Genomic DNA, 23,043 nt, shown 5'->3' with positions numbered 1-23,043 from the left:
GCCGCCGCGAAAGGCCGGGATTGCACGTGCGCGCCCTCGCATCCCCGATGCGCTTTCACTATAGTCCGGCCGATTTGAACCGGGATTCGGCGCCAGCCGAAGGCGTCGGCATGTCCGAAGCACCCGCATAGCGAGGGCGTTCCGCCCTTTCGAGGAGTCAGAATGGCTAACGTCGTCGTCGTCGGTTCCCAGTGGGGTGACGAGGGGAAGGGCAAGATCGTCGACTGGCTCTCGGAGCGGGCCGACGTCGTGGTGCGCTTTCAGGGCGGGCACAATGCCGGCCACACGCTGGTCGTCGACGGCGTGTCCTACAAGCTGTCGCTGCTGCCGTCGGGCGTGGTGCGCCCCGGCAAGCTCTCGGTGATCGGCAACGGCGTCGTCTTCGACCCGCACGCCTTCGTCGCCGAGAAGGCGCGGCTGGAGGCGCAGGGCGTTGTGATCGGGCCGCAGACGCTGCGCATCGCCGACAACGCCGCGCTCATCCTCTCGCTGCACCGCGAGCTCGACGCCATTCGCGAAAACGCCGCCGAGGGCACCAAGATCGGCACCACGCGGCGCGGCATCGGCCCGGCCTACGAGGACAAGGTCGGCCGGCGCGCCATCCGCGTGATGGATCTCGTGGAGACCGACCTCCTGCCCGAGCGCATCGACCGGCTGCTCGCGCACCACAACCCGCTGCGCCGCGGCCTCGGCCAGCCCGAGGTGGACGCGGCGGCGATCCTCGAGGAGCTGACCTCGGTGGCCGCCGAGATCGCCCCCTATATCGATCGCGTCTGGCGCCTGCTCGACGAGCGCCGCAAGGCCGGCGCCCGCATCCTCTTCGAGGGCGCGCAGGGCACGCTTCTCGACATCGACCACGGCACCTATCCCTTCGTCACCTCGTCCAACACCGTGTCGGGCCAGGCGGCGGCGGGCTCGGGGCTCGGCCCGTCGAGTCTGGGCTTCGTGCTCGGCATCACCAAGGCCTACACGACGCGCGTCGGCGAAGGGCCGTTCCCGACCGAGCAGGACAACGCGGTCGGCGAGTTCCTGGGAACGCAGGGTCACGAGTTCGGCACGGTGACGGGGCGCAAGCGCCGCTGCGGCTGGTTCGACGCGGTGCTGGTGCGTCAGGCCGTCGCGATCAACGGCATCCACGGCCTCGCGCTCACCAAGCTCGACGTGCTCGACGGCATGGACGAGATCAAGATCGCGGTGGCCTACGAGCTCGACGGCGAGCGCATCGACTACTTCCCCGCGAGCCTCGGCGCGCAGCAGCGCGTGGTGCCGATCTACGAGAGCTTCGAGGGCTGGAAGGGCACCACGAAGGGCGCCCGCTCCTGGGGCGACCTTCCGGCGCAGGCCGTGAAATACGTGCGCCAGATCGAGGAACTGGTGGGCGCGCCGGTGACGCTCCTCTCGACCTCCCCGGAGCGTGACGACACGATCCTTGTCCGCGATCCGTTTCAGGATTAAGGAAAACTTGATACAAGCTTTCCGAGCGGTCGGGGTGTCGTGCGACATGTCGGGCCTCTCTCGTTCTGATCCCTGCGGCGCGCTTGGCGCCCCGCAGGTCCGCCGCGAGGTGGCCCAGCGCGCGGCGTGACTGCGGGCTCGCGCCGCGGGCGCGCCGGGCGAGGCAGGCGAGCGAGGCGCGAGGCGGGGTGCCGGGGACGGCGGCACCGACGCGACAGGTCGGCCGAGCCATCACCGACTTATCGCCATGACCGACCTTTCGAGTGAGTGCTGCAATCCATGGCGAATCTGACCGCCGTCCTCCGCAAGACGATCGACGGCCTGCCGAACGCATCCCCGCAATTGCGGGCGAAGGTCTACGAGAAGGCGCGCGCGGCGATCACCCGCCAGATCCAGGCCGCCAATCCGCCGCTCGACGAAGCGGTGGTGGAAGCGCGCTACCGTGTGCTGGAAGACGCCATCCGCGAGACGGAGGCGCACTACGAGAGCGTTGCCGCGGCCGAGTCCGAGCGGCCGCCGGAGCCGGCATCGCCGCCTGAGCCGGCGCGCGTCGAGGCGCCCGCGCCACCGCCGCAGCGTCCCGCGCCCGAGCCGGCCCCCGCGGTCGCCTCCACCGCCGCCTCCGGGGAGCGCATCGAGGCACCGGCGAGGGTCGAGCCGCGTCCGGCGCCCCCCGCTTTTCCTCGCGCAACGCCCACCACCCGTCCGCCGGCGCAGCCGGCATGGCCCGTCGCCTCGCGCGCCGGCGCCGCCGATCCCGCGTCCGAGACCAGCCGGACCGCAGAGCCGCCGGTGGGATCGAGAGCGCAGGCACTGCGCAGCGATCCGCCGCTGCGCAGTGGCGGCACCGAACCCCGGCCGCCGCTGTTTGACGACGTCGAGCCCCGCGTCGGCGAGACCGGACCTGCCGAGATCGAGGGCGCGACGCCCGGCGACACGGCCTCGCGTCGTCTCGTCGCGATGCGCTCGTCTTCGAAGGATGGCGATCCCGAACGCCCCGTTCCCCGCCCCGCGGTGCCCGACCGGCCGTCGATCCCGGCGGCCGACATGTCGGGACCGCGCTACCCCACACGCCGCACCGGCAGCCGCCGCCGTCCGCCGATCGCCGCCGGGCTGACCGTCCTTGCGCTCGTCGGTCTCGGCGCCGCCGGCTGGCTCTACGGCGACGAGATCCGCACGCTCCTCACGGGCGAAGCGCAGGTGGCCTCCACCAATCCGGCGACGCAGGCTCCCGGCACCGCCGGCGAGGAGGGTGAGTCGCTGGCCGCGACGAACGGCGAGCCGCCCGCCACGGCGGCGGCCCCCGTCGGCACGGCCAGCGAGCAGGCGCCGCCCGCCGCGGCCGCGCCGGCCGGCCTACGCGCTCGCCAGTTCACGCAGCGCCTCAACGCCGACGGCACGGAGATCGACGCGGGGCCGGGCGCCGGCGGCGCGAACGCCTTCGAGGAGGGCACCGACGTCGCGACCGCCTCGGTCAATCCGCCGGCCGAGGCCGAGCCGGCGGCGACCGCCGCCCCGGGCACGCCGCCAGCCACCGAGACCGCGCCGGCCGCGACGCCTGCCACCCCGTCCACGCCGCCGGCCTCGGCTGCCGTGCCCGTGGGGCAGCGGGCGGTCTTCTACGAGGAGCGCTCCACGAACCGCGAGGGCTCGCAGCAGAGCGGCAACGTGGTGTGGAGCGTCGTCAGCGAGCCGCCGGCCGACGGTCAGCCGCCCGAGCCCGCAATTCGCGCGGTGGCGGACGTGCCGAACGCCAACCTGAAGATGACCATGACGATCCGGCGCAACGCCGACGCGACGCTGCCGGCCAGCCACGTCATCGAGATCCTGTTCGAGACGCCCGCCGACTTCCCCGGCGGCGCCATCGAGAACGTCCAGCGGTTGGCGCTGAAGCCGACCGAGCAGGCGCGGGGCGAGGCGCTGGTCGGCGTTGCCGGCAAGATCTCCGACGGGTTCTTCGTGATCGCGCTCAACGATCTGAAGGCGGCCGTGGACAGCAATCTCGCGCTCCTCGGGCGCGAGCAGTGGATCGACGTTCCCCTGGCCTATTCGAGCGGGCAGCGGGCGCTGATGTCGATCGAGAAGGGCATTCCCGGCGACCGGGTCTTCAAGCAGGCGCTGGACGCCTGGGCCGCCAAGAGCTGACGGTCGCGACGTCGCCGGGCCCATCGCGCGGCCCGGCGTTTGGCGGATCGATCCGGTCTCGTCGCGTTCGTACCATCGCGCGGCCTTGAAGCGCATCCGCCTCGGCGGCCGGTACTCAGTCCGCGGCGTCGCCCGCGCGGCGGATGGCGGCGAGGAACACCTCGCCGTAGCGTTCCAGCTTGGTCATGCCGACGCCCGGAACGCTCTTCAGCGCCTGAGGGTTGGCCGGCCGCGACTCGGCCATGGCGCGCAGCGTGGCGTCGGAAAACACCATGTAGGGCGGGATCTTCTGCTCGCGCGCAAGGCGCGTGCGCTCCTGCCGCAGCGCTTCGAACACCGCGGACGCTTCGCCCGACAGCCCGTCTGTCGCCGCGCCCGTGCGGCGAAATTGCGTGGAGCGGCGTGCCCGGTCCTTGCGCAGCACAACGCGCCGCTCGCCGCGGAACACCGCGCGTGCGGATTCGGCCAGCTGCAGCGCACCGAAGGCTTCGTGGTCGATCGTCAGCAGGTTGGCGGAGACGAGCTGGCGCGCCACCGACTGCCACGTACGCTGGTCCACCGCCTTACCGACGCCGAAGACCGGCATCTTGTCGTGGCCGGCGCGCTGCACCTTCTCGCTCGCCTTGCCCATCAGGACGTCGATTACGTAGCCCGAGCCGTAGCGCTCGCCCGTGCGGTAGACGGCGGCGAGGAACTGCGTGGCGGCCTCCGTGCCGTCCCAGGTCTCGACCGGCGAGAGGCAGGTGTCGCAATTGCCGCAGCCGCCGGGATGATCCTCGCCGAAATGGCGCAGGATCGCGGCACGGCGGCAGTCGGCGGTCTCGCAGATGCCGAGCAGCGCGTCGAGCTTGCCGCGCTCGACGCGCTTGATCATCTCCTCCGAGCCGCCCTCGTCGATCATCCGGCGCCGCTGCACCACGTCCTGCAGGCCGTAGGCCATCCAGGCCTCCGAGGGCTGGCCGTCGCGGCCGGCGCGGCCGGTCTCCTGGTAGTAGGCCTCCACCGAGGAGGGCAGGTCGAGATGCGCGACGAAGCGAACGTCGGGCTTGTCGATGCCCATGCCGAAGGCGACCGTCGCCACGAGGCAGAGATCCTCCTCCTTGAGGAAGGCGTCCTGGTTCTTGGCCTTCACGGCCGCGTCCATGCCGGCATGGTAGGGCAGGGCGTAGATGCCTTCGCCGTTCAGCCACTCGGCGGTTTCCTCCACCTTGCGCCGCGACAGGCAGTAGACGATGCCGCTCTCGCCCTTGTGGTTCTCGAGGAAGGCGAGAAGCTGCTTCTTCGGATTGTCGCGCTCGACGATGGCGTAGCGAATGTTCGGCCGGTCGAACGAGGTCATGAAGACCGGCGCGTCATCGAGCGCCAGCCTCTCCACGATGTCGGCGCGCGTCGTGGCATCGGCGGTGGCGGTGAGGGCGATGCGCGGCACGTCGGGATAGTCGACCGCGAGGCGCGCGAGGTCGCGGTATTCGGGTCGGAAGTCGTGGCCCCAGGCGCTGACGCAATGCGCTTCGTCGATGGCGAAGAGCGCGATGCGCACGTTGGAGAGCGTGCGCCGGAAACCCTCCGTCACCAGCCGCTCGGGCGTGACGTAGAGAAGGTCGAGCCGCCCGTCCACGAGATCGCGCCACACCGCGGAGCGCTCCTCCTCGCTCATCGAGGAGTTCATTGAGGCCGCGGCCACGCCGGCCTGGCGCAGCGCCTCCACCTGGTCGCGCATGAGCGCGATGAGCGGCGAGACGACGATCGCCGTGCCCGGCCGGCAGAGGGCGGGCACCTGATAGCACATCGACTTGCCGGCGCCCGTGGGGAAGAGCACCACCGCGTCGCCGCCGCGCACGATCTGCTCCACCACCGCCTCCTGCTCGCCGCGAAAGGCATCGTGCCCGAAGACACGGCGCAGCACCTCGCGGGGCTCGGCGATGCGGCCGTCCGCCGATCCATCGACGTTCCGCTCGAACAGCGGATCGCTCGAAGCGGGCCGGTCGGCGCGGCGTCCGGTCTCTGGCATGCGGGCAGTCTCCGGTGGGCGAATGCGACGAGGCTAGCGAGAGAGTAGGGCTCGCCGAACCTTCAAATGGCGGGAACGCCAGCCGATGTCGAGGGCGCCCGCGGGCCGCGACGGCACGCCGCTGGCTTCACGGCCCTTCATACGAAAGGGGCCCCCGGACGTCGATCCGGGAGCCCTGCCATTTCGCGTTGTTCACCCCTGCGCGGGGGTCAGGCGTGCGCGTCTTCCACCACGCGCAGCGCGCGCCGGGCCGCCTCCGCCGTGTCCTTCACGGCCTTCTGCACCTTTTCGAAGGCGCGAACCTCGATCTGGCGCACGCGCTCGCGGCTGATGTCGAACTCGCCCGACAGAGCCTCGAGCGTCAGCGGGTCTTCGGTCAGGCGCCGGGCCTCGAAGATCCGGCGCTCGCGGTCGTTGAGCACGTCCATCGCCTGATGCAGCATGCCGCGGCGCTGGTTCAACTCGTCCTGCTCGACGAGGGAATCCTCCTGGTTCTCGGACTGATCGACCAGCCAGTCCTGCCATTCGCCGGACTCGCCTTCGGTGGCGCGGATCGGCGCGTTGAGCGAGGCGTCGCCCGAGAGGCGGCGATTCATCGACACCACCTCCTCGGCGGAGACGCCGAGCTGCGTGGCGATCTGGTCGACCTGATCGGGGCGCAGATCCCCTTCGTCCAGCGCCTGGATGCGGCTCTTCATCTTGCGCAGATTGAAGAACAGCCGCTTCTGGTTGGCCGTGGTGCCCATCTTCACGAGGCTCCACGAGCGCAGGATATACTCCTGGATCGAGGCCTTGATCCACCACATGGCATAGGTCGCGAGGCGGAAGCCCCGCTCGGGGTCGAAGCGCTTCACCGCCTGCATCAGACCGACATTGCCCTCCGACACGACCTCGCCGATCGGCAGGCCGTAGCCGCGATAGCCCATGGCGATCTTGGCGACGAGACGCAGATGGCTGGTGACGAGGCGGTGCGCGGCGTCGCGATCGTCGTGCTCGGCGTATCGCTTGGCCAGCATGTATTCTTCCTGCGGCTCCAGCATCGGAAACCGGCGGATCTCCTCGAGGTAGCGGCTGAGGCCGCCTTCACCCGAAGCGATGCTCGGAAGATTGGCTCGTGCCATGGGATACCCTCCTTCTCTTGCGACGACCGCTCGCGTTCGAGCCGATCGAAGGCATGGGGTCAAACCGACCCACCACGCCCGGATCACATATGGGAACTCGATGATCGCGTTTCACGGCTTCCGGATGGCGAACGGCATGACAATCCGTTCACCTTTCGGGCCGATCTCTCGGGCCGAGGGGAAGAAGCTCCGTCAGCGGCTCTTGTACGCCGAGCCGCGCGGTTCTTCGGCACAATGGCGGAAGCCGTCGAGGAGTTCCGCGATGTCGACGGGAAGCTCGGTCTCGAACTCCATCGGCTCGCCGGTGGCGGGATGCTCGAAGCCGAGCCGGAAGGCATGCAGTGCCTGACGGGGAAAGTTCTCGATGATGCCGGCGACGTCCTGCCCGAGCTTGCGCGCCTTCGAGCGGAAATGCGCGCCGTAGGCGTCGTCGCCAACGAGCGGGTGGCCGATATGGGCCATGTGCACGCGGATCTGGTGGGTGCGCCCGGTCTCGAGCACGCAGACGACGAGCGCGGCGTGCTCGGCCGCGCCCCCGAAGCGCTCCAGCACCTGGAAATGCGTCACGGCATGCTTGGCGTCGGCGCGCTCCTCGTTCACCACGGTGCGCTTCATCCGGTCTGAATTGGAGCGCCCGAGCGCGGCCTCGATGCGTCCGACCGGCCGCGAGGGCACGCCCCAGACGACCGCCTGATAGGCGCGCTCCATGCGCCCGTCGCGGCCATGCGCGGCGAATTGGTCGGCGAGCGAGCGGTGGGCGAGATCGGTCTTGGCGACGACCATCACCCCGCTCGTCTCCTTGTCGAGACGGTGGACGATGCCCGGCCGCTTCACCCCGCCGATGCCCGACAGCGTGTCGCCGCAATGGAAGAGGAGGGCATTGACGAGCGTGCCCGTCCAGTTGCCGGGGCCGGGATGGACCACGAGCCCGGCCGGCTTGTCGATGACGACGAGATGGGCGTCCTCGTAGAGCACGTCGAGCGGGATGTCCTCGGCGATCGGCTCGGGCGCCTCGGCCTCCGGCACGGTGAAGGCCACGCTCTCGCCGGCCGCGACCTTGCGCTTGGGGGCGACGACGGGCGCGTCGTCCACGCTCACCTCGCCGGCCTCGATCAGCGCCTGCACGCGCGAGCGCGACAACTCGCCCGCCAGCGCCTGCGCCAGGAACTGGTCGAGCCGCTGGCCCGCCTGCGCGGCTTCCACGAGGAAGCGTCTTGCGCCAGCTTCCGCTCCCCCTGTACCAACGGCCGAAATGACGTCCTCCATCGATGGAAATCCGATTGCGATGAGCGAGCCCGACGACAGCCCGACGCCGATCGACCCAGCCTTCGAGAAGGTCCGCCGCAAGATGGTGCGCCTGCTCGCCCTGTCGATCGCGGTGCTCTTCGTCGGACTTATCGCGGTTCTCAGCGCCGTTGTCTATCGAAGCTCGGACCGCGCGCCCGAGGCGGCGAGCGCCGCGGCCGGGGGCTCTCGCGAGATCGCGGTGGGCACGCTCGCCCCGATCACGCTGCCGGAGGGCGCGAGCATCAGCGAGACCGCGCTCGACGCCTCGCACGCGCTGCTACGCATCGCCTTGTCGGGCGGCGGCGAGGAACTCGTGGTGGTCGACCTGCGCAACGGCGAGGTCGTGTCGCGCCATCCGATCCGCGTCGAGGGCGGGGTGCCGTCGTCCGCGCCTGTTCCCGCGAATTGACTCCGGGACGACAAAAACAGGCTTGCCATCCCCGAGCCGGCTGGCTATAGGAGCAACCACTGGCACGCGCCCATCGTCTAGCGGTTAGGACGGCGCCCTCTCACGGCGCAAACAGGGGTTCGATTCCCCTTGGGCGTACCAGGTTCCCTTTTGATTTTGTAGAGCTGATGTCTTTAGGCGTATGCCGAGGGGCTGTTTATGCTGAGACGATGCCCTGCTGTCGAGACGTCGAGTGGCGACCCTTTCGGAATGATCGTTTGGGAATGGGGATTGGCAACGGCGCCGCCACCGAGCGAGCCGAGTGTGTCGACTCCCGTTGGAGCGCGTGCGTCCCATCGGCAACCGAGGCCGGGCTCCCCCAGCAGATCACGAACGACCCGCCGACGCGCCTGGGTCCTACCCGCACGGGTCCGTTTTGATCGATCGTCGAGCGTAAGCCGGGGAGGTTGCGGAGCCGCTCGTCGGTCGGGAGTCACAGGAACAACGGGTCGGCGCAATCGCGGGCCGGCAGCGCGAACGACGCGATCGCTCAGCGTCGCCCCCGATCCACTTCTTCCAGCTTCATCCTCCATGCATCGGTGTCCGTCGGTCCACCGATCGAGCCCGACCCGCCCGAAAGGGCAGATCGGGCTTGTCGTTCGTCACGTGGCAAGCCATCCGCGACGCGGCGACGGGGCCTGGTCTCATGACCAGGCGCCAAGTGCGCCTTAGGCGGCCGCGAGGGCCTTCTCGATCTCGGCGCTGGTCTGGCCGGTCAGATCCTTGGCGATCTCGCCGACGAGCGCGTCCTTCAGCTTGGCGTGGTAGTGCTTGCGCATCTCGCCGAGCGCGCGGGGCGCGGCGATGACCACGAGCTTGGTCAGCGAGCCCGACACCGCCTGCTTGTTCAGGATATCGACGACGCCGGCGACGAAGCCGTCCTCGTCCTGCGTGTTGTCGTCGGGATTGGCGCTGCTGCTGGAATGGCCGACGCCGCCGCTCTTGTTGTCGGTGTCGACCGGCCCGGTGTCGAGGGCCGTCAGCTTGGGATGGTCGCCCTCGCCGCCATTGCGGAAGAGGCTGAGCTTCTGGCCATCGACCACCGCGATCGTCGCACCCTTGGGAATCTGCATGGATCTCTCCGTTCCTGCGCGGCGACGAACCGCCGCGCTGTGGAACGCCTAACGCAGCGCGGCGCCGTTGGCTCCGAAGGGGCGGACGGCTCGTGCGTTTCGATGGCGACCCGGCCGATCAGGACGGACCGAACGGCGAGATCGCGTCGGGCACCTCTTCGAGGTCTTCCTGCGGAACGGTGGGGCGCACCGGGGCATGCGCTCCGGTCGAGGACGCCGGTCCCGCCAAGGGCATGGTCGCGGACGGCCGGAGCGCAGGCGACGCAGGACCGAGCGCCGGTGCCGTCGGCGCCTCCGCGCCCGGCGGATGGTCTGCCGATCCGCTGATTCGAGGGGTGGCGGGGTCGTCGGGGTGGGTGTGCATCGTCGTCTCCCTTCCATGGAACAAGCGGGCGACCGGCCGGGACGTTCCCAGCCCAGCCCAGCCCAGGCCAAGGCCGGGGATGGGGTTCGAGACCCGACGCGCTTGCGCAGCCCGCGACGGAGTGGCTTTCCTCGCGCGTTCGTCTCACCCTTCGCTGTCCGACGACGCCGAATACGGCCGTGTCCGGTGTCACGCTCCCTTGACAATGCCGACGGCCGGACCGACGCAAAGGCGAGAAGCCCGTCGCCGGAGTCCCGCCATGACCCGTTCCTCGTCCCGCCCCTTAGGGCCGCGCTACGCCTTCGTCGTGGCGGGCGTCGTCTTCGTGGCCCTGCTCGTCTCGGCGGGCTTGCGCTCGGCGCCCTCGGTGATGATGCTGCCGCTGGAGGAGAGCTTCGGCTGGCGGCGCGACACCGTCTCGCTGGCCGCGGCGATCGGCATCTTCCTCTACGGGCTGGCCGGGCCCTTCGCGGCGGCGCTGATGGAGCGCTTCGGCCTGCGCCGCGTGCTGATGCTCGCGATCTCGCTGATGGCGTCAGCCACCGCGCTCAGCCTGTTCATGCGCGAGCCCTGGCATCTCGTGGCGACCTGGGGCGTGATGACGGGCCTTGGCAGCGGCGCCGTCGCCAACGTCCTCGGCGCCACCGTGATCAACCGCTGGTTCAAGACCAACCGCGGGCTGATGATGGGGCTGATGGCGGCGAGCGGCGCGTCGGGCATGCTCGTCTTCCTGCCGTTTCTCGCCTTTCTGGCGCAGTCGGGCGGCTGGCGGCCGATCGCGATCACCGTGTCGATCGCCTGTCTCTGCCTGCTGCCGCTCGTCTTCTGGCTGGTGCCCGAGCGTCCCGCCGACATCGGCCAGCGCCGGTACGGTGCGACGGAAGACGAGCCGGCCGCGGCCGCGCCGGTCGGCAACTTCTTCACCGCGACGCTGCGCACCCTTCGCGAGGCCGCGCGCACGCGGGTCTTCTGGTTCCTCTTCGCCACCTTCTTCGTCTGCGGCTTCACCACCAACGGGCTGGTCGGCACCCATCTCATCGCCTTTTGCGGCGACATGGGCATTCCCGAGGTGCAGGCGGCAGGCTTCCTGGCGCTGATGGGCATCTTCGACCTCATCGGCACCACGAGTTCGGGCTGGCTGACCGACCGCTACGATCCGCGCAAGCTGCTCGCCGTCTATTACGGCATCCGCGGTCTGTCGCTCGTCTACCTGCCCTATTCCGGCTTCTCGGTGGGCGCGCTGACGATCTTCGCCGTGCTCTACGGGCTCGACTGGATCGCCACCGTGCCGCCGACGCTGCGCCTCGCCAACGAGGCGTTCGGCGACGCCAAGGGGCCGCTCGTCTTCGGCTGGATCGTCGCCGGCCATCAGGTGGGCGCGGCGACCGCCGCCTATTTCGGCGGCTTCATGCGCGAACTGCAGGGCACCTACGGCCTCGCCTTCACCGTCGCCGGGCTGACGGCGATCCTCGCCGCCGCCCTGGCGCTGCTCATCGACCCCGCTCACGATCGGCGCGCGGGGCGGCTGCAACCGGCTTGATCGCGGCGAATCGGTTTCAGCCGACGGGGGCGGTGAGGAGTTCCACCGCCGCGAGCGACAGCGCCACCACGCCGTTGCGGATCGAGCGCTCGTCCGGCTGGTAGTCGCTATTGTGCAACTCGTCGTGGCGGCCGGGCATGCCGGAGCCGACGCCGAGCTGGAAGGTCGGCACGCGCTCGCCGATGAGCGCGAAATCCTCGGCGCCGAGCGAGGGCGCGGCCTCGAGCACCACCTCGTCGCCGTAGTGCTCGCGGATCGCTTTCATCGTCTTGGCCATCACGCCGGCATCGCTCACCAGGGGCGGCGTGCCGCGCTCCATCGCCAGCGCGCACTCGACGCGCAACGAGGCCGAGACGCCCGCGCAATGGCGGGCGATCGCCGCCTCCATCGCCACGCGGTCCTCCTCGTGATGGGTGCGCACGGTGCCGACGATCCGCACCGCGTCGGGAATGATGTTGGGCGCGAGGCCGCCCTGAATCACGCCGATCGTCAGGACGATCGGGCGCATCGGATTCATCTCGCGCGAGACGATCGTCTGCAGCTGCAGGATCAGCGTCGCCGCCGCCACGATCGGGTCGCTCGTCAGATGCGGGCGCGCCGCATGGCCGGAGCGCCCGGTGACGGTGATCGTGAACTCGTCGGACGATCCGCCGGCGACGCCCGGCACGAAGGAGAAGGTGCCCACGGGCTCGCCGGGATAGTTGTGGAACCCCAGCGCCATGTCGACGCCCTCCAGCGCTCCGTCCCGCATCATCGCCGCCGCGCCGCTGTCCGACACCTCTTCGGCCGGCTGGAACATCAGCTGAATGCGCCCCGAAAGCATCGGCTGGATGCCGGCCAGCACCTCGGCGACGCCGAGCAGCGTCGCGGTGTGGAGATCGTGGCCGCAGGCGTGCATCTTGCCCGGCACGGTGGAGGCGAAGTCCAGCCCGGTCTGCTCATGGATCGGCAGCGCGTCCATGTCGGCGCGCAGCAGCAGCGTCGGGCCGGGGCGCCCGGTGTCGATCGTGCCGAGGACGCCGGTGCGCCCGACGCCGGTGCGGTGCGCGATGCCGAGGCTCGCCAGGCGCTCGGCGACGATGGCGGCGGTTCGCACTTCCTCGAAGGCGAGCTCGGGATGGGCGTGCAGGTCGCGCCGGATCGCTACGAGCTCGGGCTCGATGCGCGAGGCCGTCTCCTCGATGCGGCTTCCGATGTGGTTCGACGACATGGCGGCAGTCCTTCGCTGGGGGCGGTGAGCCCGACGATCGGTCGATGTCGCGTTCTGCGCCGTTCGGCGCGGCTTGACCAGTCGCGAGAGGCTGGCGGTCGAACGACCGTTGACTGACGTTGACGTAAGAGGAAGCGGTTCCGTTCCCGGCCGCTTTGCGCTAGGTCTCAGTGCAAGGAACGACGTGGGAGGACGACGTGATGCAACGGCCCTGGCTGGCACATTATCCCGAAGGCATGCCGCCCGAACTCGGCCCGCTTCCCTTCGAGACGGTCGGCGATCTCCTCACCGCCTCCTTCGCCGCCTATGCCGAGCGACCCGCCTTCCGCTTCATGGGCCAGGCGTTGACATACCAGGCGCTCGACGCCGCCTCGGCACGCTTCGCCGCCTATCTCCAGTCGCTCGGGCTGCAACCCGGCGACCGCGTGGCGCTGATGATGCCGAACGTCTTCCAGTATCCGGTGGCGGTGGCGGGCGTGGTGCGCGCCGGCATGGTGGTGGTGAACACCAACCCGCTCTACACGCCGCGCGAACTCGAGCATCAGCTTATGGATTCCGGCGCCCGCGCCCTCGTCGTGCTCGCCAACATGGCCCACACGCTCGAGGCCTGCCGGGCGCGGGTGCCCGTCGAGCACGTGGTGGTCACGCAAGTCGGCGACATGCTGCCCTTTCCGAAGGGGGCCCTCGTCAATTTCGTGCTGAAGCGCATCCGCAAGGCGGTGCCGGCCTATGTGCTGCCCGGCGCCGTGTCCTGGCGCGAGGCGATGCGGCGCGGCGCGGCCGCCCGCTTCGTTCCCGCCACGCGGCGGGCGGAAGACCCGGCGGTGCTTCAATACACCGGCGGCACCACGGGCGTCGCAAAGGGCGCGACGCTGACCCACCGCAACATCGTCGCCAACGTCATCCAGTCCGAACTCTGGAACGCGCCGGCCGTGGCGGCCATTCCCGCCGGAGAGCAGGTCGTCACGGTCTGCGCACTGCCGATCTACCATATCTTCGGCTTCACGGTGAACATGCTGCTGTCGCTGCGCGGTGGCGGCTGCAACCTCCTGATCCCCAACCCGCGCGACATTCCTGCCGTCCTGAAGGCGCTGAAGGCCGATCGCTTCCATCTCTTCCCGGCCGTCAACACGCTGTTCGGCGCCATCGCCCGCCATCCCGGTGCGGCCGCGATCGACTGGAGCCGCATGCGTCTCTCCGTCGCCGGCGGCATGGCCGTGCAAAAGGCCACCGCCGATCTCTGGCGCTCCGTCACCGGCCGCGCGATCTGCGAGGGCTACGGTCTGTCGGAGACCTCGCCGTCGGCCAGCTGCAACATCACCTCGTCCGACGCCTATACCGGCACCATCGGCTATCCGCTGCCCTCGACCGACATCCGTATCCTCGACGACGACGAGCGCGAGGTACCGATGGGCGAACGCGGCGAGATCGTCATCGCCGGGCCGCAGGTGATGGCCGGCTACTGGAACCGGCCGGACGAGACGCGCGCCGCCTTCACCGCCGACGGCGCCTTCAAGACCGGCGACATCGGCGTGATGGACACCGCCGGCGCGGTGCGCATCGTCGACCGCAAGAAGGACATGATCAACGTCTCCGGCTTCAACGTCTATCCCAACGAGATCGAGGACGTGATGACGCGCATGCCCGGCATCGTGGAGGCCGCCGCGATCGGCGTTCCCGACGAGGGCTCGGGCGAGGCGGTGAAGCTCTTCGTCGTGGCGAGCGACCCGTCGGTCACCGCCGAGACGGTGATGGCCCACTGCCGCGCCAACCTCACCGGCTACAAACGCCCGCGCGACGTCGAGTTTCGCCCCGAGCTTCCGAAGTCCGGCGTCGGCAAGGTGCTGCGCCGAGCCTTGCGGGACTGAGAGACCGGCCCGGGCGGTCGGGCGCTTCTTGCCGGTAGCGAAGAACGAGCAGCGAGCCGACGCGGCTCGAGGGCTGAAGGGCGACGGCCGAGAGGGAGGTGGGGATGAAACCCGCTGCCGACGTCGTCGAGGGACGGGCGCTTCGACGACGAGCTGGCGGCGGCGGGCCTCCTGAAGATGGGCGAGAGGCCCAAGCCTGCCTCGTGCGACGCGTCCGCATCCCCTTCGCCCGGCCGAAGGATCTCGCTGCGGATATCGCAGTCCGATAGGTCCAGGATCTCGGCGAGACGGTGGACCGGGCGCGGTGCTGTCCGAGCCTCATGCCGAGGCCGAGCGACCTTGAGATCCGTCTCCTGTGCGAGATGGAGGATTTCGCCGATTCGCGCCGGCAGCGGAGCGCGCTGCGAATGACGGCCGGCTGTGCGAGGCCGGCGGCGGGTTTTGATCTCACTCGCCACCCAAGCCCGCACGCGTCGCCCGTCGCCATGCTCTCGGGAGGACAGGCGGGACCCTGCTGACGGAAGAAACGCTTGCATTCGCGGGGGCTTGCATCCTGCGCGCACGAGCGTAGGCTCCTGCCGTTCGATGAAGGGCTCGCAGCGTCGCTTGCGAGAGCGGGCAACCTTTTTTCCCTCAGATCGAAGTTTCCGCTTTTCATTCATCCAGCTGTCGCATACATAGACCTCACCGGCGGCGGAGACGCCTCGGACATGGCGCGGGGTGGAGCAGCCCGGTAGCTCGTCAGGCTCATAACCTGAAGGTCGCAAGTTCAAATCTTGCCCCCGCAACCACTCTACCCACTAACTTGCGGCCATTCTGGATCTCCAGAATGGCCGCAAGCTGTCCATGAAGTTCAATGTCTCGGTTCTCGGGATCATCCTTCGGATAGACCACGAGCTTGCTGGTAAGCGCTCGCACCATTCCCACTGCCTCTCGCTTTGAATCCTCTGTGGCCTCAGCCATCGTCTTACGCAAGTCGCGGATCATCTGCCGATAGCGTTCGGCGATCGCGGGGTGAAATTCGACGACGTCGCCCGGCTCGCGCTTCGCCTCGCCCTTCAGTCGCAGTTTCTCCGCCTCCAGATCCTGCATTCGAGCGCCGAGGGCGTCCGTGGCGAAACCCTTGATCACCAGGTCGACCGCACGGCGCAACTCGGCGTCGATCTCGGCCACGCGCTTCTCAACGCGTCGGACGGTGTCCTGCCGCGTGGCGCGCAGCCGCTTGCGCTCGGCCGTGTAGGCCTTCACCGCCTCGGCGATCACGTCCTCATGCAGGAGGTGGGTTTCCAGCGCCGTGAGGACGCGATCCTCGAGCACCTTCGAACTGATCGACCGGCGGTTGGTGCAGGTCGACTTCGCGGTGGCCGTCGCGCAGCCAAAGCGGTGGATGCCGCGCGCGCTACCTGTGACGATGAAGTTGCCGTCGCAGGCGCCGCACCTGATGAGTCCGGAGAAGAGATGCTTGGGCGTACGGCGGTGCGCGCGTTGCGCGACGCGACGCCCGGCAAGCTGATCCTGGACCGCCTGCCACGTGACCTCGTCCACGATCCGCAGGTGCGGCACCTCGACGATCTGGCGAGCGGCTTCGCCATTCGGCCGCGAGACCCGCTTGCCGGTGTCTGGATCGCGAAGGAAGCGCTGGCGGTTCCAGACGAGGCGGCCGACATAGAGTTCGTTGCGAAGGATCCCATTGGCCCGGGACTGCGAGCCTTGAAGGGTCGACTGGTTCCACGCACCACCGCGCGGACCGGGCACGTGTTCAGCGTTCAGTCGCGCGGAGATCTCGCGCGAGTTACGCCCGTCGGCGGCCATGGCGAAGATCCGCTGCACCACCGCCGCCTCTTCTTCCGCGATCTCGCGCTGGCCGGTGCCGGCGAGCTTGTAGCCGAAGCACCGCCCGCCGGCGAAGCTACCCTCGCGCACGCGACCGCTGAGACCGCGGTGTGTCTTGAGCGCGAGATTGCGCAGGAACATGGCGCTCATCGTGCCCTTCAGGCCGATGTGCATTTCCGAGATGCGTCCGTCCGCCACCGTCCAGACCTCGACGCCTGCGAAGGTCATCCGCTCGTAGAAGCCGGCGATGTCGCTCTGATTGCGCGAGAGGCGGTCGATATCCTCAGCGAGGATGATGTTGATCTCGCCGCGGCGCGCGTCAGCGACGAGCCGCTCGAACGCAAAGCGGCCATGGACGCTCGAGCCCGAGACGGCATAGTCGGGGTAGACGTCGCCCGGCGTCCAGCCCGGCTGCCGCGCGGCGAACTCCCGGCACAGCATGATCTGATCCTCGATCGAGCGCTCGTTCTGCAGCTCGGAGGAGAAGCGCGCGTAGATGCCAAACTTCATGATGCTCTCTGGGTGTCGCCGTCTTCGCGTGCATGATCCGCTCGCGCCATCATTCGAGCAAGGGCCCGCGCGAGTTCGAGGATGGCAGGGTCAGGTTTCTGCGAGACGCTTGCACTTTGTGCCGGCTTAATCATCGCGGGGTATCCTCCCAAGAGGATGCGGCGACGGCGCGCTCAGCGTATTGCCGAATGCTCTGCATGATTGCCTTGATCGTGGTCCACTGAACGGGGACGCGTTGTGCAACGAGTTCGGGTTCGTGTTCCTCGACGGGGTCGTCGCTCTCGCCTTCGTAGTCCGGGTTCGGAACTTCGATCTCCTCCCAGAACTCTCCCATCAGAAGTCCTTTCGTTTCCCCGCTTGGGATGAGGGCGGTGCGGTAGGTTTCCAACTCCTGCCGCGTCTGCTCGTGGGCGGCGCGCTCAGCGGATAGAGCGGATGCGGGGACGAGGGGCGTTTCCATCCAATCCGCAAAGGCGCCCTTATCTCGACGGTAAAGCGTGACGACCTTCGCTCCCTGCTCATGAGCGTACGTCCACGCCACCACCTCATCCCGTCCCGCACCATCGTCAGGGACGGCGAGCGGCTGGGATGTGACGGATAGGGCGGCGCGGTTCACCCAATCAGCAACCTGCCGCGCCTGTTTGCCGAAATTGGCATCAAGATATTCGTAGTCGCGAGCATATCGTTCACCACCGAACCATTCCCGAAGGATGCGCTTAGAAGACACCAACGCCTCCCGCAGCCCCGGCGTCTCCGGCAGAGGCTGGGGTGTGGTGGCGAGGGTGGCGCGGAGGTGCTCGAACTCGTCCGATGGAACGAGCACCATCATCTCGCCGTCGTCGCCTTCCAGCGTTCCGATCTGACCGTTGCGCTTGCGGTACGTCGTCCCCGCCGCCGCGATGACAGCCTGCGCCGCCTCCCGCAGCCCCTGCGTCTCTGTGGCTTTCGGGGCGGCGGTGAGGAGGCGCAGGTTCTGCGGTCCATAGATGTGCAGAAAGCCGGGGTCATGCTCGACGACGAGCCGCACCTTTCCGGCGCGCGTGGTGAAGCTGCAGCGGACTTCGCCGGACAGCTGATAGTCGCCGGTGAACTTTTCGACGCGATCTCCGACGGCGAGCGCCACCTCGGCCTCAGCAGACGATGTAATACGGTCGTTCATGCCACTGCACCTTCAGGCTCGTCTTCGTACCGGACTATCCGGAAGAGCGGGGTCTGGATCCGATGGACCTCGTCGCGATGAAGCGTCGTCTCCTCGACGTTGGTCACGATGCGCACACTCGGGTCGTCGAAGTCGCGCTTCACACGGAGCGCGTAGCCGAAGACCAGGTCGCCGTTGTTCAGCCGATCCACGACGGTCTTCATGTCGGTGGCGGCCACCTCGAACAGCATCCAGTTCCGCTTGCCGCGATCGTTGAACTCGACCGTCGTCACGTGCAGGACGATCATCGTCGGCACGAACGTCAGGACGCCGGGATTGCCGGCGGCCTCGCAAAGCCGTGCGTGGTAGTCGTCGGTGGTCTCGTCGGGACGGCGGTCCATCGTCAGTGCTCCAAGGCGGCGAGGACCTTGAGGCCCTGGCGGGTGATCTTCAGGCGAGGGGTGCGGCCGCGCCAATCGAGGCGGGCGAGGTCGCGGTTCGAGAGGCGGATGGCGTCGATGCGGGCGATGCGGCGCCCGGCGAAGTCGGCGTAGCCGACACCGTGGCGCGGAATGCCGGCGGGGCGGGCGACCTCGAGCAGGCGAAGATGCTTGAGCATCGCCGGCGTGATGTCTGGGTCGCCGAGATCGAAGAGGGGGATCTGCCGGGCCGCGCGCATCGTCAGCCCTCGGCCCCGGTGCGCCAGCCGGCGAGGTAGCCAGCGGCCTCCAGCGCGCGCAGCGCCCATTTCGCGTCGACCTCAGCCTGGTCCATCGTGCCGGGTCGATCGGCCGTGGCCTGCAGCGCCGGTAGGATGCGCGCCAGCGCCTGCGCCAGCTGGCTGCCGGGGACGGGCGCGAGGTAGCCGGTCTCGGCGAGATCGCGCAGCAGGCAGAAGATCACGAGCCCGAAGGCGGCCACGTCGCTGCCCTCGCGGCGCAGCGGTGCGAAGGCCTCCGCATCCACCCGCCGCAGCCGGCGGCCCATCTTGTCGCGCTCCGAGCCGGTGAGCCCGGCCTCGGTCTCGGCCCGCGCGCGGCAGAGCGCCTGCAGCGTACCCGCCGTCTCGGGCTCGCGCACGTCCGCCGCGCCCTCGCGCACCACATGGGCGAGCTGGTCGATGAAGAGCAGCTGCTCGACGCGCTGGCGGTCGGTGAGGTGGCGGGCCATCGGTCAAACCCTCATCGGCATGAGGACCACGAGGCGGCTCGGGTCGTCGGGGATCTGGAAGAGCGCGGGGCTGCCGGGGTCGTGGAGCGCGAGCTGCAACACGGGCACGGCGAAGGTCGCGAGTGCGTCGAGGACGTATTTGGCGTTGAAGCCGATCTCCATCTCGGCCGGGCCGTTCTCGACGGCGATCTCGTCCTCGCCGGAGCCGGCGTCGGGCGAGAGCACGGTGAGCCGCAGCACGCCGTCGTCGAAGGCGAACTTCACGGCGCGACCGCGCTCGCTCGAGACGGTGGCGACCCGATCCACCGCCGCGGCGAGCGCGGTCGGCTCGAAACGAGCGAGGTGCTCGTTGCCGGAGGGGATGACGCGGTTGTAGTCGGGGAAGGTGCCGTCGATCAGCTTCGAGCGCAGCCGCAGGCCGGGCGCCTCGAACTCCAGCCGTCCCTCGGAGAAGCGCACCTCGACGGCCTCGTCGCCGTCGCAGGCCTCGGCGATGTCGCCGAAGAGCCCGACGGTCTTGCGGGGCACGATGATGCGCGGCATCTCGGCCACGGGCTCGGCGAGGCGCTGCACGAGCTTGGACAGCCGGTGCCCGTCGGTGGCGACGGCGACGAGTTCGCCCTCCGGACCTCGCTCCAGCAGGATGCCGTTGAGATAGTAGCGCGTCTCCTCGGTCGAGATCGCGAAGGCGACGTCGGCGACGATGCGCTTCAGGTGCGCCGGCCCCAGCGTGAAGCCGTGTGGCATCTCTTCGCTGGCGAACTCGGGGAAGTCGGCCACCGGCAGTTCGTTCAGCCGGAACTCGGCGCGCCCGCAGGTGAGCGCGGCGTGGCGCTCGTCGGAGTGGAAGCGCACCTCGCCCTTCACCTTGGCGAGGATGGAGGAGAGCAGCGCCGCGGGCACGGTGGTGGCGCCGGCCTTGCGCACGGTGGCGGTGTGGGCCGGCGCCGTGGCGCGGATCGAGAGGTCGAGGTCGGTGCCCTCGACCGAGAGGCGGCCGTCGTCCTCCACCGCCACCAGCACGTTGGCGAGGATCGGGATCGTGTTCCGCCGCTCGACCACCTTCAGCGTACGCGAGACCAGCTTGCGGAAGGTGTCGTGGGGGACGGTGAAGTCGACGGCCATCGGCGTCAGGCTCCCGTGAAGCCGGTGACGGGCTTGCCGTCGGCCAGCATTTCCGGCGCGCCCTCGAAGACCGGAAGCTCGGTCTTGGCGCGCACGTCCTGCATCGCGGCGCGCACCGCCTCGGTGATCGACTGGTCGGGCCGGTAGATCTGGTAGATCCAGATGATCGCGCCGGCGCGGACGCGGTAGCGCAGCCGCACCGGGATCTCGACGGGGTCGCCCATGAAAAAGGGCGCGATGCGCAGCATGAAGAGGCCGGGCACCTTGATCGCCGCGCCCGACGAATCCTTGTGCGTCTCCTCGAAGACCAGCGAGCCCTCGCCGGACTGGAGAACCTTGCTCTCCTTCACCCGCGCCTCGACGTTCACCTCCAGCCCCCGCGAGAGCGTCAGCATCTGCGCGGGGTTGGCGATGCGGGTCTGGAAGTCGCGCTCGGCGCGCGCCGCCCAGGCGTCCTCGGGCGCCACGAGGTCGCCGATCCGGTCCTCGATCATCTCGGCGAAGTCCTGCTGCGACATCGGCACGCCGTCGCCCTTGATCCAGCCCTTCCACTCCTCCGAGAGCGGGAAGGCGTAGTGGACGCGGTGCTTGCCGGCGCCGATCTCGGTGGCGTCGCGATCGTCGTCGCTGGCGTGGTAGTCGATCACTGCCGTCATCGCGGGCTTGCGCCAGTCGCTGTCGCAGAAGATGGCGCTGTCGGCCTCCTTCTGGCGGTTCACCAAGGCGATGAAGCTCTCGAGCGTCAGCGCACGCGCCTGGCCGATGCGGAAGGGCGGATGGGTGCGCCACTCGTCGGCGAACGCCTTGACGCTGACGAGCCGGGGCTCGTCGCCGTGGACGACGCCGACCGGGAACTGGTCGGGCAGGCCGGGGATGCCGGTGTCGTAGTCGACGATCGTGATCTCGACGCCGGTCGCCTTGGAGCCGAGCGCGGCGAGCATGTCGACGGCGCTGCCGTCGATCCTGAGATCGGTGATCGGGGCCGCCGTCAACGTGGCGGCGGTGGTCTGCGTGGTCTCGGCCATGACGGCCTCCTTTCGGTGGGGGAAGGGTCAGTCGTCGTCGCCGACGCGGCGCCGTTCATCGGCGTCGCGCGGGAACATCGTCATCTGCTTGGGGTGCTCGGTGGACAGGCTGCCGTCGTCGGTGACGAAGAGCACGGTCGATCCGCGCTCGGGCTTCGGCGTCTTGGCGTCGAGGGTGCAGTCGATCGTGACCATGCCGTTGGAGACGACGAGGTCTAGCTTCACGGCGATCGAGCCCTTGGCCTTGCCCTTGGTGCCCGCGCGCTCGTTCAGCGCGTCGAGCGTGGCGCGGATCGACTCCGACAGGTCGGAGGCGAACTGGCCGTCCTCCAGCATGCCAAGAACGACGGTGGCATCGCGGATCTTCTTCACGCGGGCGACTCCTGAGAAAAGCGGCGGGCTACCAGCGCGCAGGGTTGGCGGCGGCGGTGGAGGGGCAGAGGCGCTGGAGCGCTTCGGCGAAGGCGGCGAGGGCTTGCGTCTCGGAGAGCGGGCGAATGCGCCCGGTGCGGACGGGAAGGCGCACGGCGCCCTCGACGCCGCCTTCCCAGCGGCGCGAGCCGTCGAGCATCAGGTCGTCGCGCTCGGTGCGGAGGGCGCGAAGGTCGATCGCCATGACGGTGGCGCGGTGCCGCATCAGGCCGTCGATGTCCAAGCCGGCGGCGTAGGCGATCTCGGTGTCGATCCCGGCCTTCACGCGGTGCAGCGAGTTGTGGAAGTGCTGCGCGCGGGACTGGCCAACGAGACGGGCAGTCGTCGGATCGACACCATCGGCGAGCTGTTCGGCGAGGGCGGCGATCACCGGCCGGGTGATGTCGCCGACATAGGCCTCGTGCGCGTCGTGCAGGAGGCAGTAGGCGGCGAGTTCCAAGTCGCCCGTCTCGTCCTCGGCCGCCTCGGCGCAGAGCACGGAATGCTGCGCGACCGAGTAGGCCTCGACCGTGTGGCCGTTAAAGCGCGGGATGCGCGCGAGGGCCGGTGCGATCTCGGTGAAGAGGTGGCCCGGCTCGACGTGCGGCGTGCGCAGGACGAAGTCGCGGCCCGTGGCGGTCTGCATCCAGGCGCTCACGCTGCGTTCCTCGTATGAAGACCGCAGGCGACGAGTGCGCGATAGAGGAGGTCGTAGACGCCGCGCTGCGTGCGGTGATGGCCCTCGACAAGGGCTGTCACCAGCTGCTCATCGTCGCCCGCGATCACCTGATTGATGATGCGGTCGTCTGCCGAGACGCGGCCCTTATTCCAGGCCAAGTCGAGCGCCCCCTTGAACGGCGGCGTCTTCTTCAGGGCCACGACGTAGTAGGCCGTTCCGTCGAGGCGAGTGGCGATGTTCGCCACCTCCATGATGCCAATCGTTCGGGCCCGGCTTGCATCGCCGCCGGGCAAAAGTTCGAAGGTAACGCGGACCATCAGACCTCGCGCTCCCGTTCAGCGAAGGCGATGGCGCGGGCGGCTTCGCCGTGCTCGCGGATGGCAGCGGCGGACCAGCCGAGGGCGGCGAGGTCGTCGTGGTCGACGCTCTCTTTCAGGGCGACGAGGTTGACCATGTCGCGCGCCAGTCGGCGAGCGACCGCGTCGGGCGTGGTGACGGGCTTGGTGGGCGCGAGGTTGGTGCGCAGCCGGAGCGCCAGGTGGGCCTGTTCGGCTTTGAAGCTTTCGGCGCGCGCCTGTGCGCGGGCGACGATCTCAGCGGCTAGGGACATGCGGTTCTCCTTAAGGGGCG

22 protein-coding genes and 2 tRNA genes are annotated in these 23,043 nt (G+C 69.3%); 7 read left to right on the top strand and 17 right to left on the bottom strand.

Translation table 11 applies throughout. The annotated features are described in order from the left end of the window. Positions 1-162 precede the first annotated feature (162 nt). A complete protein-coding gene (locus tag GGR04_RS03705; RefSeq protein ID WP_183197965.1) occupies positions 163-1,455 on the top strand; it encodes an adenylosuccinate synthase in 1,293 nt (430 codons plus the stop codon). 279 nt (positions 1,456-1,734) lie between these two features. Then, positions 1,735-3,600, top strand: a complete 1,866-nt coding sequence (locus tag GGR04_RS03700; protein ID WP_183197963.1) for a hypothetical protein — start codon at positions 1,735-1,737, stop codon at positions 3,598-3,600. Between the two features lie 115 nt (positions 3,601-3,715). On the opposite strand, the gene recQ is transcribed toward GGR04_RS03700, so the two are convergent. The 3 genes from recQ to GGR04_RS03685 all read right to left on the bottom strand — a co-directional run bounded on the left by recQ (position 3,716) and on the right by GGR04_RS03685 (position 7,998). Beyond that, positions 3,716-5,611 (bottom strand): DNA helicase RecQ, encoded by a 1,896-nt coding sequence (recQ, locus tag GGR04_RS03695; RefSeq protein ID WP_183197961.1) that lies wholly within the window; start codon positions 5,609-5,611, stop codon positions 3,716-3,718. A gap of 209 nt (positions 5,612-5,820) precedes the next feature. Then, positions 5,821-6,732 (bottom strand): RNA polymerase sigma factor RpoH, encoded by a 912-nt coding sequence (rpoH, locus tag GGR04_RS03690; protein ID WP_183197960.1) that lies wholly within the window; start codon positions 6,730-6,732, stop codon positions 5,821-5,823. A gap of 192 nt (positions 6,733-6,924) precedes the next feature. After that, entirely contained in the window at positions 6,925-7,998 is a 1,074-nt protein-coding gene (locus GGR04_RS03685) for an RluA family pseudouridine synthase (protein WP_183197957.1), read from the bottom strand. Positions 7,999-8,017: 19 nt separating this feature from the next. Between GGR04_RS03685 and GGR04_RS24375 the strand changes: the two genes are divergently transcribed. Together GGR04_RS24375 and GGR04_RS03675 are read left to right on the top strand one after the other, a co-directional pair. Continuing rightward, positions 8,018-8,428 (top strand): hypothetical protein, encoded by a 411-nt coding sequence (locus GGR04_RS24375; RefSeq protein ID WP_183197955.1) that lies wholly within the window; start codon positions 8,018-8,020, stop codon positions 8,426-8,428. 66 nt (positions 8,429-8,494) lie between these two features. Further along, positions 8,495-8,569, top strand: a tRNA-Glu gene (locus GGR04_RS03675). Between the two features lie 566 nt (positions 8,570-9,135). On the opposite strand, the gene GGR04_RS03670 is transcribed toward GGR04_RS03675, so the two are convergent. Together GGR04_RS03670 and GGR04_RS03665 are read right to left on the bottom strand one after the other, a co-directional pair. Further along, the gene (locus GGR04_RS03670) at positions 9,136-9,540 is read right to left on the bottom strand and encodes a host attachment family protein (protein ID WP_183197953.1); all 405 of its coding nucleotides are present in this window, start codon (positions 9,538-9,540) and stop codon (positions 9,136-9,138) included. A 118-nt stretch (positions 9,541-9,658) separates the two neighbouring features. Next, positions 9,659-9,904, bottom strand: coding sequence for a hypothetical protein (locus tag GGR04_RS03665; protein ID WP_183197951.1), 246 nt, complete (start codon positions 9,902-9,904; stop codon positions 9,659-9,661). A 259-nt stretch (positions 9,905-10,163) separates the two neighbouring features. Between GGR04_RS03665 and GGR04_RS03660 the strand changes: the two genes are divergently transcribed. After that, positions 10,164-11,444, top strand: a complete 1,281-nt coding sequence (locus GGR04_RS03660) for an MFS transporter (RefSeq protein ID WP_183197949.1) — start codon at positions 10,164-10,166, stop codon at positions 11,442-11,444. Positions 11,445-11,460: 16 nt separating this feature from the next. On the opposite strand, the gene GGR04_RS03655 is transcribed toward GGR04_RS03660, so the two are convergent. Then, positions 11,461-12,654, bottom strand: a complete 1,194-nt coding sequence (locus GGR04_RS03655) for a M20 metallopeptidase family protein (protein WP_183197946.1) — start codon at positions 12,652-12,654, stop codon at positions 11,461-11,463. A 200-nt stretch (positions 12,655-12,854) separates the two neighbouring features. Between GGR04_RS03655 and GGR04_RS03650 the strand changes: the two genes are divergently transcribed. Both GGR04_RS03650 and GGR04_RS03645 read left to right on the top strand, forming a co-directional pair. Continuing rightward, on the top strand, positions 12,855-14,522 hold the full coding sequence (locus GGR04_RS03650; RefSeq protein ID WP_183197944.1) for an AMP-binding protein: 1,668 nt from the start codon (positions 12,855-12,857) through the stop codon (positions 14,520-14,522). Positions 14,523-15,236: 714 nt separating this feature from the next. Beyond that, positions 15,237-15,313, top strand: a tRNA-Met gene (locus GGR04_RS03645). Here the strand turns inward: GGR04_RS03645 and GGR04_RS24520 are convergent. The 11 genes from GGR04_RS24520 to GGR04_RS03585 all read right to left on the bottom strand — a co-directional run bounded on the left by GGR04_RS24520 (position 15,270) and on the right by GGR04_RS03585 (position 23,023). After that, a complete protein-coding gene (locus GGR04_RS24520; RefSeq protein ID WP_376769824.1) occupies positions 15,270-16,796 on the bottom strand; it encodes a recombinase family protein in 1,527 nt (508 codons plus the stop codon). The two genes, GGR04_RS03645 and GGR04_RS24520, sit on opposite strands and share 44 nt — an antisense overlap. Before the next feature lie 199 nt (positions 16,797-16,995). After that, the gene (locus GGR04_RS03630; RefSeq protein ID WP_183197942.1) at positions 16,996-18,024 is read right to left on the bottom strand and encodes a hypothetical protein; all 1,029 of its coding nucleotides are present in this window, start codon (positions 18,022-18,024) and stop codon (positions 16,996-16,998) included. Further along, complete coding sequence (locus tag GGR04_RS03625) at positions 18,021-18,404, bottom strand: hypothetical protein (RefSeq protein ID WP_183197940.1); 384 nt, start codon at positions 18,402-18,404, stop codon at positions 18,021-18,023. The genes GGR04_RS03630 and GGR04_RS03625 overlap by 4 nt, the downstream gene beginning before the upstream one ends. A gap of 2 nt (positions 18,405-18,406) precedes the next feature. Continuing rightward, entirely contained in the window at positions 18,407-18,682 is a 276-nt protein-coding gene (locus GGR04_RS03620; RefSeq protein WP_183197938.1) for a hypothetical protein, read from the bottom strand. A gap of 2 nt (positions 18,683-18,684) precedes the next feature. Then, positions 18,685-19,173, bottom strand: coding sequence for a hypothetical protein (locus GGR04_RS03615; RefSeq protein WP_183197936.1), 489 nt, complete (start codon positions 19,171-19,173; stop codon positions 18,685-18,687). Between the two features lie 3 nt (positions 19,174-19,176). Beyond that, positions 19,177-20,298: a DNA polymerase III subunit beta gene (dnaN, locus tag GGR04_RS03610; protein ID WP_183197934.1), complete on the bottom strand. Its 1,122-nt coding sequence runs from the start codon at positions 20,296-20,298 to the stop codon at positions 19,177-19,179. A gap of 5 nt (positions 20,299-20,303) precedes the next feature. Further along, positions 20,304-21,323, bottom strand: coding sequence for a DUF2303 family protein (locus GGR04_RS03605; RefSeq protein ID WP_183197933.1), 1,020 nt, complete (start codon positions 21,321-21,323; stop codon positions 20,304-20,306). 27 nt (positions 21,324-21,350) lie between these two features. After that, the gene (locus GGR04_RS03600; protein WP_183197931.1) at positions 21,351-21,695 is read right to left on the bottom strand and encodes a YfdP family phage-associated protein; all 345 of its coding nucleotides are present in this window, start codon (positions 21,693-21,695) and stop codon (positions 21,351-21,353) included. Between the two features lie 28 nt (positions 21,696-21,723). Then, positions 21,724-22,392 (bottom strand): HD domain-containing protein, encoded by a 669-nt coding sequence (locus GGR04_RS23695; RefSeq protein WP_210291614.1) that lies wholly within the window; start codon positions 22,390-22,392, stop codon positions 21,724-21,726. Further along, on the bottom strand, positions 22,389-22,664 hold the full coding sequence (locus GGR04_RS03590) for a hypothetical protein (protein WP_246392658.1): 276 nt from the start codon (positions 22,662-22,664) through the stop codon (positions 22,389-22,391). The genes GGR04_RS23695 and GGR04_RS03590 overlap by 4 nt, the downstream gene beginning before the upstream one ends. Before the next feature lie 65 nt (positions 22,665-22,729). Beyond that, complete coding sequence (locus GGR04_RS03585; protein WP_183197927.1) at positions 22,730-23,023, bottom strand: hypothetical protein; 294 nt, start codon at positions 23,021-23,023, stop codon at positions 22,730-22,732. Positions 23,024-23,043 lie beyond the last annotated feature (20 nt).

This window comes from Aureimonas pseudogalii, assembly GCF_014196835.1.
Taxonomy (GTDB): domain Bacteria; phylum Pseudomonadota; class Alphaproteobacteria; order Rhizobiales; family Rhizobiaceae; genus Aureimonas; species Aureimonas pseudogalii.
This window is presented reverse-complemented; position numbering and strand designations above follow the sequence as displayed.

Bases quoted from the DNA above. Each gene is read 5' to 3' on its own strand.
- GGR04_RS03650 (WP_183197944.1), top strand. From the start codon at position 12,855: ATGCAACGGCCCTGGCTGGCACATTATCCCGAAGGCATGCCGCCCGAA.
- GGR04_RS03585 (WP_183197927.1), bottom strand. From the start codon at position 23,023: ATGTCCCTAGCCGCTGAGATCGTCGCCCGCGCACAGGCGCGCGCCGAA.
- GGR04_RS03615 (WP_183197936.1), bottom strand. From the start codon at position 19,173: ATGGCCCGCCACCTCACCGACCGCCAGCGCGTCGAGCAGCTGCTCTTC.
- GGR04_RS03700 (WP_183197963.1), top strand. From the start codon at position 1,735: ATGGCGAATCTGACCGCCGTCCTCCGCAAGACGATCGACGGCCTGCCG.
- GGR04_RS03670 (WP_183197953.1), bottom strand. From the start codon at position 9,540: ATGCAGATTCCCAAGGGTGCGACGATCGCGGTGGTCGATGGCCAGAAG.
- GGR04_RS03660 (WP_183197949.1), top strand. From the start codon at position 10,164: ATGACCCGTTCCTCGTCCCGCCCCTTAGGGCCGCGCTACGCCTTCGTC.
- dnaN (WP_183197934.1), bottom strand. From the start codon at position 20,298: ATGGCCGTCGACTTCACCGTCCCCCACGACACCTTCCGCAAGCTGGTC.
- GGR04_RS03685 (WP_183197957.1), bottom strand. From the start codon at position 7,998: ATGGAGGACGTCATTTCGGCCGTTGGTACAGGGGGAGCGGAAGCTGGC.
- GGR04_RS03665 (WP_183197951.1), bottom strand. From the start codon at position 9,904: ATGCACACCCACCCCGACGACCCCGCCACCCCTCGAATCAGCGGATCG.
- GGR04_RS03625 (WP_183197940.1), bottom strand. From the start codon at position 18,404: ATGGACCGCCGTCCCGACGAGACCACCGACGACTACCACGCACGGCTT.
- GGR04_RS03655 (WP_183197946.1), bottom strand. From the start codon at position 12,654: ATGTCGTCGAACCACATCGGAAGCCGCATCGAGGAGACGGCCTCGCGC.
- GGR04_RS03590 (WP_246392658.1), bottom strand. From the start codon at position 22,664: ATGGAGGTGGCGAACATCGCCACTCGCCTCGACGGAACGGCCTACTAC.
- rpoH (WP_183197960.1), bottom strand. From the start codon at position 6,732: ATGGCACGAGCCAATCTTCCGAGCATCGCTTCGGGTGAAGGCGGCCTC.
- recQ (WP_183197961.1), bottom strand. From the start codon at position 5,611: ATGCCAGAGACCGGACGCCGCGCCGACCGGCCCGCTTCGAGCGATCCG.
- GGR04_RS24375 (WP_183197955.1), top strand. From the start codon at position 8,018: ATGAGCGAGCCCGACGACAGCCCGACGCCGATCGACCCAGCCTTCGAG.
- GGR04_RS03605 (WP_183197933.1), bottom strand. From the start codon at position 21,323: ATGGCCGAGACCACGCAGACCACCGCCGCCACGTTGACGGCGGCCCCG.
- GGR04_RS24520 (WP_376769824.1), bottom strand. From the start codon at position 16,796: ATGCTGTGCCGGGAGTTCGCCGCGCGGCAGCCGGGCTGGACGCCGGGC.
- GGR04_RS03620 (WP_183197938.1), bottom strand. From the start codon at position 18,682: ATGCGCGCGGCCCGGCAGATCCCCCTCTTCGATCTCGGCGACCCAGAC.
- GGR04_RS03705 (WP_183197965.1), top strand. From the start codon at position 163: ATGGCTAACGTCGTCGTCGTCGGTTCCCAGTGGGGTGACGAGGGGAAG.
- GGR04_RS03630 (WP_183197942.1), bottom strand. From the start codon at position 18,024: ATGAACGACCGTATTACATCGTCTGCTGAGGCCGAGGTGGCGCTCGCC.